The following is a 14,880-nucleotide window of genomic DNA, read 5'->3' as shown; positions in this document are numbered from 1 at the left end:
GACTTTGAATCAGAAACATAATCTTTAACTATTAGAGAAATGAAATCCTTGTCCTCAGTAAATTCAGAAACTATAACTCAATACTTCCAACAAGGCAAACAAGCTGTAGCAGCAGGTCAACTAGAAAAAGCTGTTACTCTCTATCAAAAAGCCATCGAACTTAACCCAAACTTGGCCTTGTATTACCAAAGTCTAGGGGATGTTCTAGTTCAAATAGGTAAATGGGGAGAAGCAGCTACAGTCTATCAAAAAGCGATAGAACTAAAGCCTACTTCTGCATTGTCTCATCATAATTTGGGAAAAATCCTAGTTAATCAAGGTAATCTGGAACAAGCTATCACATCTTATTCCCAAGCCATTAAGATTAATCCTAATTTCTCAGAATTCTACATTAGTTTAGGAGCAGCTTTAGTCCAAAAAGGGTTACTTTATGAAGCGATCGCTCATTTCCAAAAAGCTATTTCTCTAGAACCTGACTCTAGCATTGCTCATCAAAATTTAGGAGTAGCTTTAGAAAAACAAGGTCAGATTGAGGAAGGGATAATCTGTTATCGAAAAGCAATTGAAATTGACCCTGGTTTCTGGGAAGGATACCAAAAATTAGGAACGGCTTTAACAAAATTGGGAGACTTCCATCAAGCTGCCAAAATTTATTTAAAGGCTTGCCAAATAATTCCTAATTTTGCTACAGTTTATCATTATTATGGGGAAATCTTGGCAAAATTGCATCGGTGGGATGAAGCTATTGCTGCATATCAGAAGGCAATTGATTTGTTGGGTGAGCACAAAGGCACTGCCCCTACGGCAGTAGTCTATCACCAGTTTGGATATCTTCTAACCCAGCAACAAAAATGGGATGAAGCTATCTCAGCTTATACAAAAGCAATCGAACTTCAGCCTAACTCCCCAGATGTTTATCACCATTTAGGATATGCTCTGGCTCAACAGCAAAAGTGGGAAGAAGCAGCAGCAGCTTACCGGAAAGTTACGGAATTCCAGCCGGACTCCCCAGAGGTTTATCATTATTTAGGATATGCTCTCTCTCAACTCCAACAATGGGAGGAAGCTGTAGTTGCTTACCGCAAGGCTTCTGAGCTTCAACCTAACTCTCCAGATGTTTATCATCAGTTAGGTCATGCTTTGATTCAATTAAAGCAGAATGATTGGGCAGTGGCAGTTCTGCGCCAAGCCATAGAACTTAATCCTAACTTAGCTGAAGCTCACGGGGACTTGGGCAAAGCTTTGAGTAATATTAAACAGTGGGACGAGGCGATCGCTTCTTTGGAACTTGCCATTAAACTTAATCCCAATTTAGCTGAGGTTTATAGTTATTTAGGGGAAGCTTATGCTTCACAAAAACAGTGGGATGAGGCTATTGTCAATTATCGTCGCGCCCTGGAGTTTAACCCCAAGTTACCAAAAGTTTATCATAGTTTGGCTTTAGCTTTGGTACAGCAACAAAAATTTGATGATGCTATTGTCAGTTATCGGCAAGCTATTGAACTGGGTATTAATACAGCAGAAATTCACCATCAGTTAGGTCATACTTTGAGTAGACTGAAACGGTGGGAAGAGGCGGTCGTAAGTTATGGTCTGGCAAAAGAAATTAATCCTAATTCGGCAGCAGTTTATCATGTCCTGGGAGAAAGTCTTGCTCAACTAGAAAGATGGGATGAGGCGGTCAAAGCTTATATGAAAGCTAGACAACTTAATCCTAAATCTGCCGACGTTAATTACCATATTGGGGAACTAATGTCAAGATTAGGTCGATGGGATGAGGCAGTGACTGCTTATGCTAAAGCAGTAGAATTAAGACCTAACTCGGCAAAATTTCATTTTCATTTAGGCGAGGCAAAGACGAAAAAAAATCCATTAAGTGAAGCAATAAGTTGTTATCGTCATGCTTTAGAAATAGACCCTCATTTTTCTAAAGCTAAGAAAAGATTAGAAGAAGTTTCATCATTTCAAAATGTTCTGAAAACAGGGGAACTTGGCAGTCTTACTTTGTTAGGAGAAACAGAATTTGAAGGTTGTCTTGATTATGCAACTATCGACTATGTTTCTGGTTGGGCGAGACATAAAAAAGACCCTGATAAAGTTGTATTTCTTGATATTTTTGTCGGCAATAATTTAGTTGGAACTTTAGTAGCAAATAAATATCGTCAAGATTTAGCCGAAGCTTTTGGTACTCACGGATATCATGCTTTTGCGCAAAAAATTCCGCCATCTTTACATAGCAATGGTTTAGTTGAAGTTAGTGTCAAAATAACAGAAACAGGTCAACAACTAAAAAATTCTCCTCAACCATTAGTAGTCGGACCGAAAGGGAAAAAACATGAAATTAGTCTTAGTTTTAATCAGGGAGAAATTAACAAACTTATCTATTGTTTTCAAGGAGTCAGGAGTCAGGAGTCAGGAGTCAGGAGTGAAGCATTAAAAAGTCAAAAGTCAAAAGTCAAAAGTGAAGAAGAAGTCTGGAGTAAAGAGTTAGAAAAAGTCAGAAGTAAAGAAGGCAGAAGTGGAGAAGGAGCCAGAATTCTGAATTCTGAATTCAGAAGTGAAAAAGAAGTTAGTAGTCAGATACCTTTAGCAAAAATTCAGACAGAAAAACCAAAAGTAGCAGTAATTATTTTGAGTTTGAATGGGGCAAAACTTTTAAGTGAATTATTTGCTTCCTTTGAGCTTTATAACAGCTATGAAAAATATGAATTAATAATAGTAGACCACGGCTCTACAGATAATAGTATTGATGTTTGTAACCAGTGGTCAGAAAAATTACCAATTACAATTATTGCCAGGGGAGAAAATTATTCTTTTTCCAATTCCAACAATGTAGGAGTAGAGGAAACAAAAGCGCCTTTACTGTTATTTATGAATAACGATATTACCCTCTGCCAAGATATAATTCCTCAGATGGTTGACTTAATTCAACAAGATGAAAATTTAGGAATGGTAGGAGTCAAATTATTAGATATAGTTAGCGATCAATCTTTAGCTTTTCCTCCTACTCAACATTTAGGAGTACAGATATATTTCCACAGTCAAAATGAACCTTTTTATCCTTATGAAGTTCGTTATGCTCCACAATTATTAAAAGTACAATCTGCTCCTTGGAAAGTACCTGTTGTAACTGGAGCATTAATGATGTGTCGGCGAGAAGATTTTCAGAAAGTGGGAGGTTTTAACGAAGACTACTTTTATGGTTATGAGGATGTAGATTTATGTTTGACTATGCGACAAAAACTAGGCAAAGAAATTATCAGTGCTAATCATTTAACTGCTTTTCATAATCGTGGCTTTTCTCGGTTTAATAAAGGCAAAGAATTTATCCAGAAAATCTTGAAAAATCGCCCGATAATAGAAGAAAGATATGCCTATTATTTACGAAGGAAACATCTACAAGATTACTTTGAAAAAGGAATTTATTGGACTGGTCATCCTTTAACTATTGGCTTTGCTGTAACAGAAGCAGATATGGAAGCTTCAGCAGGAGATTATTTTACAGCAGTGGAATTAGGAGAACAATTAGTTAAAGAATTTGGATGGGATGTTTATTATATTTCTGAAGGAGAAGATTGGTATGATATGACACGATTAGATGTAATTGTAGTGATGCGTCACGATTATGATTTAGAAAGAATAGAAAATGCAAAACCAAGTTTAGTAAAAGTTGCTTGGGCAAGAAATTGGTTTGAGGTTTGGGCGTCTCAAAAATCAGCAGGAGATTATGATTGTTTTTGGTGTTCTTCTCAAAAATCGGCAGATTATATTCAACAGAAATTATTTAAACCTGCAACAGTAGTTAGAATAGCAACTAACTTTAAAGAATTGAGAATTGAGAATTTAGAATTGAGAATTCAGAAGTCAAAAGTCAAAAGTCGGAATTTAGAAGTCATAAGTGAAGAAGAAGTCAACTTAGAAGTCATAAGTGAAGAAGAAGTTAATTCTGAAGTAGGAATTTCAGAAGATTCAGAAAAAGATTCTTCCGAACAAAGTAATAAAATTCCCGAAGTCAACCAAAGTGAAGTAGGGAAAAATTTGGAAGTAGCAATTTTAGAAGAACAAGAAAACATCAATTATGAACTAGAAAATAAATATAAATCTGACTATTGTTTCACAGGAAGCTTCTGGAAATATCCGCGAGATATTATGAGTTTTTTGGAACCAGATAATTTACCCTTCAACTTTGCTTTGTATGGCTATAACTGGGAAAAATTTGAGAAATTTAAAAAGTATAATCGCGGACCTTTGCCTTATACAGAAATGCCGAAAGTTTATGTTTCTACAAAAATAGTAATTGATGATGCAAATTCAGTCACAAAACAATGGGGGTCCACAAATTCGCGGGTGTTTGATGCCATTATGTCTGGTGCTTTAGTTATTACCAATGGTGAGTTAGGAAATCAAGAATCTTTCGACGGACTATTGCCTACTTATAATTCTCGCGAATCTCTGGAAAATTTATTACGGGAGTACCTAACAAATGAAGAATTAAGATTAGCCAAAGTGGCAGAATTACAGAAAATAGTCAAAGAAAAACACACTTACAAACATCGCGCCCATACAGTATTTTATGCTTTGCGCGAAAAAATGAGTAATAGTTTCCGCATCGGCATAAAAATTGGAGTTCCTGACTGGAAACAAGCACAAGAATGGGGAGACTATCATTTTGCCTTAGCTATGAAACGGCAATTTGAAATATTAGGTCATTCTGTAAGAATTGATATTTTGCAAGAGTGGGAAACTCCCAAAACATTCGGAGATGATGTGGCAATTGTGATTCGAGGTTTAAGTCGTTATCAACCCAAGCCTTATCATATTAATTTGATGTGGAATATTAGTCATCCAGATAAAATTTCCCTAGAAGAATATGAACAATATGACAAAGTATTTGTAGCGTCTCATTCTTATGCTGAGGAGTTGCAGAAAAAGGTAAATATTCCCGTACAAACTTTACTGCAATGTACAGACCCAAATTTGTTTTATCCAGACAAAGAAGGTTATGAAGAAGTCGGAGAAATTTTGTTTGTCGGAAATTCTCGCAAAGTTTACCGCCAGATAGTAAAAGATGCAGTAGAAAGTGGTTTAAAAGTAGATGTTTATGGAACAAACTGGGATAATTTATTGCCCAGTGGTTATTTAAAAGGAGAATATATTCCCAATGAAATTTTGCGTAAGTATTACAGTAAATGTGGCGTATTATTAAACGACCATTGGAATACAATGCGAGAAAAAGGATTTATTTCCAATCGTTTATTTGATGCTGCTGCTTGTGGAGCAACGATTATTTCTGACAAAATTGCAGGTTTAGAAAAAGTGTTTGGAAATAAAATTTCCACTTATAATTCTAGGGAAGATTTGCCAAAAGTAGTAAAAGATTGTTTGCAGCAAAAAAGTCAGAATGGAAGAGAAAAATTAGAGTTAACAAAATATATTCGAGACAATCATAGTTTTGACAAAAGAGTAGGAGAAATGCTGGAGGCGATCGCCACTTTACATCAGAAAAAAATGCAAACTCCTAATTAGTAGTTGTAGAGTGGGCAAATACCAACTTCTAAATATTAACAGTCAACTTTATAGAAATTTCCCACCTATGAACCTAACCCAAGGGAGCAAGATACTCCCACTGGTGAATAATTGAAGTAGTACTCAGCACTCAGCTATATAGCAATCAGCTTTTCAAGGTGTATAATGGGGGGTACTTAAGACAAGCCGCTCCGCGTCTACAAACCCCCAAAAAAGCGCACCACTAATTAGGCAAATATAGTGGGGAATTAAACCCTCTAATTTTTAGCTGATAGCTGATAGCTGATAGCTAGTTAAATATCCTTAAACTTCTGCTCTTTTATCCAATAACTCCGATGGGTTAGCACCACGATTTATGAAACTCCATTAACGAATTTTATACCTCGCTCAGAGATAAGAATTGCTATACTATAATTCTAGTAATAAAACTTTTTGATCGTGCCAAAGCTATGACCTAAAAATGAAGTATCAAGCCTCTGAATTCAGTTCAAATTACTGATAAATGATAAATGATAAATGATAACTGATAATTGAAATGACAGCTATAACCATCAACTTTAACAATATCCTCAAACTTAACGACGAGCAATTCTATCAACTATGTCGAGATAATCCCGAAATTAAATTTGAGCGTAACATCAGAGGAGAAATAACAATAATGCCACCCACCGGAGGAGAAACAGGAAAACGAAATGCTTCAATTATTGCTGATTTTGTAATATGGAATCGTCAAACAAAACTACGAAAAGTATTCGACTCCTCTACCTGTTTCAAACTTCCCAATAATTCCAATCGTTCTCCCGATGCATCATGGATTAAATTAGAAAGATGGAATCAACTAACTCCTCAACAAAGAGAAAAATTTCCTCCTATCGCTCCAGATTTTGTATTAGAATTAATTGTCACCATCTGACAGTTTAAAGGATGTTCAAAAAAAGATGGAGGAATATATGAATGGAGGCGTAAAATTAGGTTGGCTAATTGATAAGAAAAATCGTCGTGTGGAAATTTATCGTCAAGGAAAAGAAGTAGAAATATTAGATTCTCCCACAAGTTTATCAAGGGAAGATGTATTACCTGGTTTTGTCTTGGAGCTGCGGTTATAGTTGCTAGTTTTTCTCTAGCAAAAAGAAGTTATAGGTTCAATTGTTTCATTTTCCCAAGTTACTAATATATTCATTTACCTTTTGATGTTAAACTATCTTAGATTTAATATAACCAGGACTTACGCAGAGGTTCTATATATAGAATGAAGATTTAATTAAATCTGATTTAAATTGCCCTATTCAGCAAGGACTAGCAAATGATAATCCAGATGTAAATGCTATTTATCGACTGGTTTTACCTTTACCTATAACCTTTCGAGATGACATTAAAATAGCATTGGGTGAAGGAAGTTGGTGTCCTTTTAATAGTCAAAATACAATCTGGTTTCCACCTGCATATTTATTAATGTATCTCCCAGTTTATTGTTCGTTTAGGATGACATATATATGGCGCAGTTTTGTTGCCCAGAGAATATGTTGGGAAAATGGTTGGCGTGTTTTATTCTATAGTCCGACTGTTTATCAAGAAAGAAACTTTTACAACTTGATGCGAGATTTTGAAGATGAGGTTTCCGGGTATCTTAATAATGATAAAATTGCCAAATCATTATCTGATAGTTAAACTGTAATCTGGGGAAAAGTGCATTGCTGATAACCTAAGAAAGTGTTACGATGTTTTGATAAATTTGGGAGTAGTTAAACCTGAAGAAGCTGAGTTACTAAAAGCTTGGCTTCAAGACATTTATGAAATCACATAGCAATGTATTTTTTTAGGATAAAATTGCAGTAACTAATACAAAATATATTGATAAATTCAGAATAGGAAATTTAGAGGATGTCAAGGTCAGAAAAAGAATTTTCTCGTATTACAGAAATTAAGATGGAATTAACAAAATGGCAAGAAAAAATCAAGGAAATTAAGCTTGCTTTAAATCAATCTTATTCTTCTGTTAATATCCGCTGGAAATATTTGTTTGTTTGTGGTTGTCCTCGCTCTGGAACGACAGCAATTTTAAATCTGTTAAATTATCACCCTCTGATAGCTCTCGGAGTAGAGAGATACAAACATTATGCAAATAAAACTTTGATTCATAAACTTAATCCTGATTTGTTTCAACCATCAGTATTTTTTGATGTTAGAGAAGAACAAACTAACCTTAATCCTCAACACAAAGGTTGGGAGAATCAATGGAAACCATTTTACGAAGAATTGAAAGAAAAATTTCCTAAAAATACAACTATTATTGGAGATAAATTTCCTCATTACTATGAATTTTATGAGGAAATAAACGCTCAATTTACATCAGCAGGAGTCAAATTTATTTTTATGTTAAGAGATATTATAGATGTGGCTTTATCTTATGATGCTAGAGCAAAAAATCAAAAGGATATTGGTTGGGGGAGAAACCGGAACTATAAGTTTGCTGTTTCAGATTGGAATCAATCTCTGATTAACACATGGAATTACTTAGAAAATAGGAAGCAAGAAAATTTATTTATATGTGAATATGAGAAGTTATTTTCTGGTGATGATCGCTATCTTAATTTGTTGCTAAATTTTCTAGATATTAATAGCGAGCGCGAGTTTTTTGCTTACTACAAGTCTATGACCCAAAATTGGAAAAAGTACAAACAGAGAGAAAAAGTTATAGACCAAGAAGAATTAACATACATTGAACAAAACAGTAATTATGTTTTAAGAGATAAAATACTTCAAAAGTACGCACCCCAAGCATAGCAAAGAGGTGTAAAAAGCCTGAGTGTCAAAATAAGACTTTCCCAAAAGCTATATTAACTTCAACCTCTATTGCTGTTTATAGTTCACTCAAATTCTTTTCTATCCTTTCAAAGATATCAAAGTATTTTTCTCTTTTGAATAGTGTTTCTTTTAACTCTACAAAATCTAAATATTCTAACCTACTAATTTTTTCCAAAGAGTTCCATTTAGGATTAAAATCTCTTCTCCATTGATACCATACTGCTGTTTGTCCATGATTTGGAAAAGTGGCAAAACTAAACTGTGGGAAAAAATCATGGATAGCAGCAACAACCTTAAACACATCACCCATCCAACTGCCATCTTTTTCTCCTGAAGCTTGCTTTAACTGTTTGGAAATCTGTTGTGAAGATTGGGCTTGAGCATAGCTACCTGGACAAGTATCATCAATTAACCAAATAGTTTTATTATGTGCACAAGAAAGAGAAGCACAAAAGTCTCTAAAAGTTTGCTCAAACGTATGAAGACCATCTAAATAAATTAGGTCAAATGGAGGAAAATCTTGAGCATGACTTGTAAAGAATTCATCACTAGGAACTTCTAAAAAAAATACCCTTTCTGTTTCATAATTCTTTGTATTAAATTGAAAATTCACATCAACAGCTACTTTGTTTTGAACTTCAATTGCATTGAAAGTTAAACCTTTATGAACACCTATTTCTAGATATTTTGATGATTGGTTAATACTAGCAAGTTTATTAAGACGAACGTGGCGGTGTTTAAATTCCATAGTCTTTTTTGAAGTTGAAGAAGGATAGATTAACTGCTTATTTAATCCTGTTAGAGGTTGATTACGGACTTGTGAATATTTTTCCATAATACCTAAACAATGAACTGGGTCTTGATTTTTTAATAAATCATAACCTTGATTTATATATGTTATAATATCTTCTCTCTCACAAGCCAAAAATTCATTTTCATTCCAGCTCTTGAGTGTGGCAAAATTATGCTCTCTCAGAGATTGAATAACCTTAGATGGATGTATATTAATTGAGATAGCATCTCCTCCATCTTTCTTGTTATAACATCCCAAGCGAAGAGTATCTTCAACACTTCCAGCTACAACATAATTATGGCATTTATTATGGAGATGTGGAGTAAAAAGTTTATTGTCTGATCTTCTCGGAAGACAACAAATTTCAGCATCTAAATAGTTAATTAACTCTAGTGAATATATCGCACTTCCTTCGGTAAATATAATTTTTTTGGCACTGATAAAATAAGCTAACTGATCTATAAAGTCATAATCTTCTGGCTTTAGGGAGATATAACCCTCATTAACTAACATATTCTCAAGATACTTCTCACCCGCAACTGAGCCATTCAAAGGAATATGAGACCTGCCAAGAAATAGCTTTAAATCTTGCTTTTTTAAGTTAGATGTTAATGTCAAAATCCTCTGTTGTAGCTGCTCTAAATAGGATGAATACCATGCTTTATGGCCTAATGTTAGTTCACTACCAGGTTCAGGAACAAGAAGATTTTCAAAAATACAACTCTCTGTAACCCAAATACATTTAGCTAAAGGAATATCTAAGACTTCTAAAATTTGAATAAACCATTCAGGAGGGATATATTCAGCTATGGAAACATTTCTTGGTGCAGCTAATGCTAAAGTAAAAACAACGCCCTTATGGATAGTATTATTAAAAGCCCATAAGCGATGAATACTTTCTGTTAATGTATGTCCAAAGTGTGGATGAAAAAAACCTCCGTAAATGTATGTTCCAGAGTAAAATTTTGAGGTATTTTTCTTGAGATTGTCAATATTTTTACTTGGAATATTTTGATCCAGGTAAACTGGTTTACTTACTTGACCAGAACGTCGATGACGGAATACTCCTGGGATATAATTAGGAAAAATTAGACCCCCAAGTAACTCACGCTGACCTCGAACAATTTGAATTCGTTCAACAATTGCATTTTCTATTTTGAAAAGTCGATCTTTTTCCGTTCGATCTAAAGTAGATAATTCCTGTTTTCTCTGTTTTGGTTGAATTTGAATTTCATTGGATAGTAGGTTACTCTGCTGAGTGTTCCTTTTTAGTTGTTCCAATTCTTCCTGCTTTCTTTCAAATTGCGAGTAAGACTCTTCTAAAACCTCCATCGTCTCACCTAAGTGCGAATGCGACTGCTCCAATAACTCTTCAGTCTCCCGCAACTGAGATTTAGTTTCCTCCAACTCTTTCTGCAACTCCGCATCTGACCCCGACTGCTTCTGTGCTAACTCTACCTTAACTTGCTCTAACTCTTCGTGCTTCTGCTGCAACTTCCCTTGCGACTCCTCCAAAGTCCCCATCGTCTTTTCCATTTGAGACTGATATTCCTCTAACACCCCCATGGTCTCACCTAACTGCGACTGCGACTGCTCCAACAACTGCTCAGTCTCCTGCAACTTGGTCTTAGTTTCTGCCAACTCCTGCTTAACTTCCCAACCAGACTGCGATTGCTGTTGCTCCCCCTTTTCCTTAAGTTGATGTAACTCAAAGTGGGTTTGCTCCAACTCCCCCAATACCTCATCTAACTGAGATTGCGATCGCTCCAACTCTTCCCTCACATCATGTAACTCTGACTTAGTTTTATCCAACTCCTGTTGAGTTTGTTGCCACTTATCCTTAACTTCTTCTAGTTCTTTTTCTACTGTTGCTGCCATTAATTTACTTCCTTATTAATACAAACTTAATTACAAATTAGTTGATAAAATAACATTTTTCTAAGCTAGACTTTATCCTACACCAATTCGTTCCAAATCCTCCATTTTTTTTCAAATGCTTATTTATTTCTCGCTACCCACCAAAACTTTTTGTTTAATTTTCATTGCACGTTTCATCAACTTTTGCCATTCTTCAGAATTTGTCAGTTTTTCACTATCAAACTCTATACCTTTTGTCTGAGAGAAATTAGCAAAACTATCTAACCAATCTATTACTATTTCTGTTCTAGAAGTTTCTGTATATTTCAAAGACTTCTGAAGGCGCTCTTGCATTTCAGCTAAATTATTGTTTTGATAAGCATACCATGCTTCCCAAACTAACAGTTGATATTCTGTTTTACCCTCAGATTTTGAATTTCTCAAAATAGCTTGCTGATATTGTAATTTCTCTAATTCTGACTTAGTTTCTACTAATTCTTTCTTGGCATTTTGTTGTTGAGATTGAGACTGTTGCAATAATACTTCTGTTTTCCGCCATTGAGTCTGAACTTCTTGCAATACTGCCTGAGTTTCTTGTAGTTGCATTTGCATATTTTCCCGATCTTCATCAGTTTGATGTAGTTGAGTTTGAAACTCTATTAATAAAGCTTTTGTTTGTTGTAATTGAGAGTGGGATTGTTGCATTAATATTTCTGTCTGCTGAACTTGTGAATTAGACTCTACTAATTCTGTTTGAAGTTCTTGTTTTTGTAGTTCGGAATGCTTCAATGCTTGTTTGGTTTTATGCAATTCAGACTTTGATATTTGCCACTCGCTTTGACTTTTTTGAATTTCTTTTAGTTGTGTTTTCGAATGTTGCAATCTTGTTTCTTTATCTTTGAGTTGAGAATTAGATTCTGCTAACTCTGCTTGAGTTTGATTTAGGATCTCTTGAGTTTTTTCTAATTCTTGGCGAGTTTTTTGCAGTTCAGATTCAGACTTTTCTAATTCTGGTTTAATCTTTTCTAGTTGAGAATTAGATTCTGTTAACTCTGCCTCTTTTGCCTGCAATATTCCCTGAGTTTCTTTTAAACTAAACTGGGTTTGCTGTTCTTTTTCTTCGATCTGTTTTAGCTGAGAATTAGATTTTGCTAAGACCGACTTTGTTTCCTGTAGCTGTGACTGATATTCTTGCAAAATTGCCTCAGTTGCTGTTAACTGAGACTGATATTTTTCCCACTCTTCCTGAGTATGATGGAGTTGATATTTATAACCTAATAATTCGCCTCTGCTTTCAGACAAATTCTGTTTTGTTACTCCTAATTCTGCCTGAGTTTTTTGAAGTTGTGAATGGGTATCTTCTAATGCCGTTTGTACATCTTTTAAATCTTGCTGATATTTTTCTAATATTGCCTCTTTTACTGCTAATTGTGATTGGGAATATTCCCAATGTTCTTGAGTTTGATGTAGCTTATACTGAGAAACTTTTAATGCTGCTTCAGTCTCGGATAAATTCTGTTTTGTTTTTCCTAATTCTGCTTGATTTTGTTTTTCTTGGCAGTTTAATTCATCCAATAATTCTTCTGTTTTTTCTAGCTGAGATTGAGATTTTTGCCATACTAATTCTATTTCCTGGAGTTTATATATAGATTCTTCTAATTCTTCTTGAGTTTGATGTAGTTGTGACTGATATTGCCCTAATTCTCCTTGAGTTTGATGTAGCTGAGATTTTGTTTGTAGGAATTCTTTTTCTGTCTCTTGAGATTTTTTTAATTCACTTTCTGTCTGCTGTAGTTTTGACTCGGATTCTCTTAGTTCAGTTTGAGTCTGATTTAACTGGGATTTAACTGTAGCTAGTTCATTTTCTGTTTCGTCAAATTTAGTTTTAATATGTTCAACTGTTTGAAGTTTGCTCTGTGTTTCTTCTAATACTTTTTCTGTGTTGTGGAGTTGTTTTTCCGATTCTAATAATTTTGTCTCTGTAGCATCGAGTTGAGTAACATATTTTTCTAACTCATCTCGTGTTTCTGTTAACTGAGACGTTGCTTGGGTTAGTTCTAACTGACTTTGTTCGTATTGATTTTTATATTTTTCTAGTTCTGCTAGTAGAATTTTATTTTGGTTTTCTAGACTAGATAAATTCATCCAATCTTGAAATGCCCAAATTCTATAGGGAGATGATTTAATTTTTTCTTGCCAGGAAAAGTCTGGTATTTCATCTTCTGGTTTCCATGCTCTTGCTTCTAATTCCTGATACATTTCTGTAGCTTCAGGAAAGTAATAATCTATGATAGTAGGTCTATGACTTTCTGTTGATACTTGATTATTAAATAATGATGGCTCGTAGATATTAGTAGTCGAATAATTCAAGAAAAACTTGAATTTTTGATTGATTTTTTCAATAAATGCTTCTTGGTTATTAATTATTGTCTGAATATTTGTTAACAGGCAACGATTAATCGCATGATTATAAAAATCAATAATTTTCTGGTTGTAGCTTAACCATAATTTTACTGCTAGTTCTGGTTGACTTTGAAATATCTTATCTTGTCGAGCATACAGAGAATTAACTACTTCCCAAGGAGAACGATAAATTAATATAAATTTGGCATTTGGTAGCAGTTCTGCCCAAAAATCTAGGAACAAAGTTGTGCGGGGTTCTTTCCATCCCCAATTCCCACTTATTGAGTTTTGAGCAATAATTTTCTTTGCTTTTTCTTGAAGATTTTCTTCTATATCTATTTTTTCTTGTAAAGTCCAGCCATCCTCATCTATACCTTGGGATTGTAATACTTGTTTATGAAATTCATAGAAGTCTAAATTTTCAAAATATCCTTTAGTATTGTACTCTGTTCCCTCCATTAATTTCCGACCAATATGCAAACCTAAACTTTGGAGGATAGAAGCTGTTAAGGAACTTCCTGAACGGTGCATACTGGTAATTATCAGAGTTGATTTTTCTGTTTTTTGCATCATAGTAGATTTGGATTATGTATTACTGAATATTAGTTTTTAGTATATAATTTTATTTTTACCGTTGTTCAAGTAATTAATTTTGAGTATAACTTGCTGAGAAATTAATTTTCTTGCTAATAACTAACTTTCTGTGTAAGATAACCTCACTTCAGTCAGTCTAAATTTGATCGACTTTCTGAGATAATAGGTAAGTATTTTCTGCGGAACACTGTGCAAACAGCCATCAGCTATTAGCTAGTTTCTTGCAGAGGAACTGCGTTATCAACTATTAATTTTGTAGGAGATAAAAGCAATTGATAAATTGAGATAGAATTAAAAGTTACCGAATAATTAATAATTAAATAATTCAGGTTAAAAGCTTCCCCTAATAGGGAAAAAAGTGGTCGTTTAGCTAGCGCACAACTTCGTTAACGCTTCGCGACATGAAAAGAAATAATATTTCCTTATATTCAATTCCGTTGCGGTTTCAACCAGAGGTAATTATCCATTATCCATTATCCATTAATCAATGCCAAATTGCCCTCCTTTAACCTTTAGAAGGAACTATTCATTATTTGTTGTTAACGCAGTTCCTCTGCAGGAGGCTAGCTGACTGCTAAAAACTGAATGCTTACGATAATAGTTACTATTTTTTTCCAGTTTACAGTTTAGCCACAGCTAAGTAGGTAGGTTCAATAATTAATAATTAACAATTAATAATTAATAATTACCTCTTTTTATAACAGATAGGATTGGCTAAAAGGAATTTTTTTTCTTCTCTTGGTCGATTGGATATGGTTAGGTAACCCATCCATCCCTCGACAGCTTTTTCTCCATGAATTGAGAGGCTTTATACCTGAATTTTTCGGTCAAATTTCATTGGTAATTAAGCAAAGGAGAATGTTTGCGAAGCATTCCCTCCCTAGGAAAGGAAAACAATTACA

At 34.4% G+C, this 14,880-nt stretch carries 5 protein-coding genes and 1 pseudogene; 4 read left to right on the top strand and 2 right to left on the bottom strand.

The window, feature by feature from the left end; all coding sequences use genetic code 11:
* The first annotated feature begins 48 nt into the window (after nucleotides 1–48).
* The 4 genes and pseudogenes from ACP6PM_RS06580 (at nucleotide 49) to ACP6PM_RS06565 (ending at nucleotide 8,310) form a co-directional block, all read left to right on the top strand.
* Entirely contained in the window at nucleotides 49–5,526 is a 5,478-nt protein-coding gene (locus tag ACP6PM_RS06580; RefSeq protein WP_426582966.1) for a tetratricopeptide repeat protein, read from the top strand.
* A 535-nt stretch (nucleotides 5,527–6,061) separates the two neighbouring features.
* Nucleotides 6,062–6,632, top strand: a pseudogene (locus ACP6PM_RS06575) (Uma2 family endonuclease).
* A gap of 376 nt (nucleotides 6,633–7,008) precedes the next feature.
* Entirely contained in the window at nucleotides 7,009–7,194 is a 186-nt protein-coding gene (locus ACP6PM_RS06570) for an STELLO glycosyltransferase family protein (protein ID WP_426582964.1), read from the top strand.
* Nucleotides 7,195–7,407: 213 nt separating this feature from the next.
* Nucleotides 7,408–8,310: a sulfotransferase family protein gene (locus tag ACP6PM_RS06565; RefSeq protein WP_426582962.1), complete on the top strand. Its 903-nt coding sequence runs from the start codon at nucleotides 7,408–7,410 to the stop codon at nucleotides 8,308–8,310.
* A 76-nt stretch (nucleotides 8,311–8,386) separates the two neighbouring features.
* On the opposite strand, the gene ACP6PM_RS06560 is transcribed toward ACP6PM_RS06565, so the two are convergent.
* Both ACP6PM_RS06560 and ACP6PM_RS06555 read right to left on the bottom strand, forming a co-directional pair.
* The gene (locus ACP6PM_RS06560) at nucleotides 8,387–11,002 is read right to left on the bottom strand and encodes a glycosyltransferase 61 family protein (protein ID WP_426582960.1); all 2,616 of its coding nucleotides are present in this window, start codon (nucleotides 11,000–11,002) and stop codon (nucleotides 8,387–8,389) included.
* Nucleotides 11,003–11,125: 123 nt separating this feature from the next.
* Nucleotides 11,126–13,957: a sulfotransferase gene (locus ACP6PM_RS06555; RefSeq protein ID WP_426582958.1), complete on the bottom strand. Its 2,832-nt coding sequence runs from the start codon at nucleotides 13,955–13,957 to the stop codon at nucleotides 11,126–11,128.
* Between the last annotated feature and the right edge of the window lie 923 nt (nucleotides 13,958–14,880).

It is taken from the genome of Dapis brunnea BLCC-M229, assembly GCF_050015995.1.
In the GTDB taxonomy this organism is placed as follows: Bacteria; Cyanobacteriota; Cyanobacteriia; order Cyanobacteriales; family Microcoleaceae; genus Trichodesmium.
This window is presented reverse-complemented; position numbering and strand designations above follow the sequence as displayed.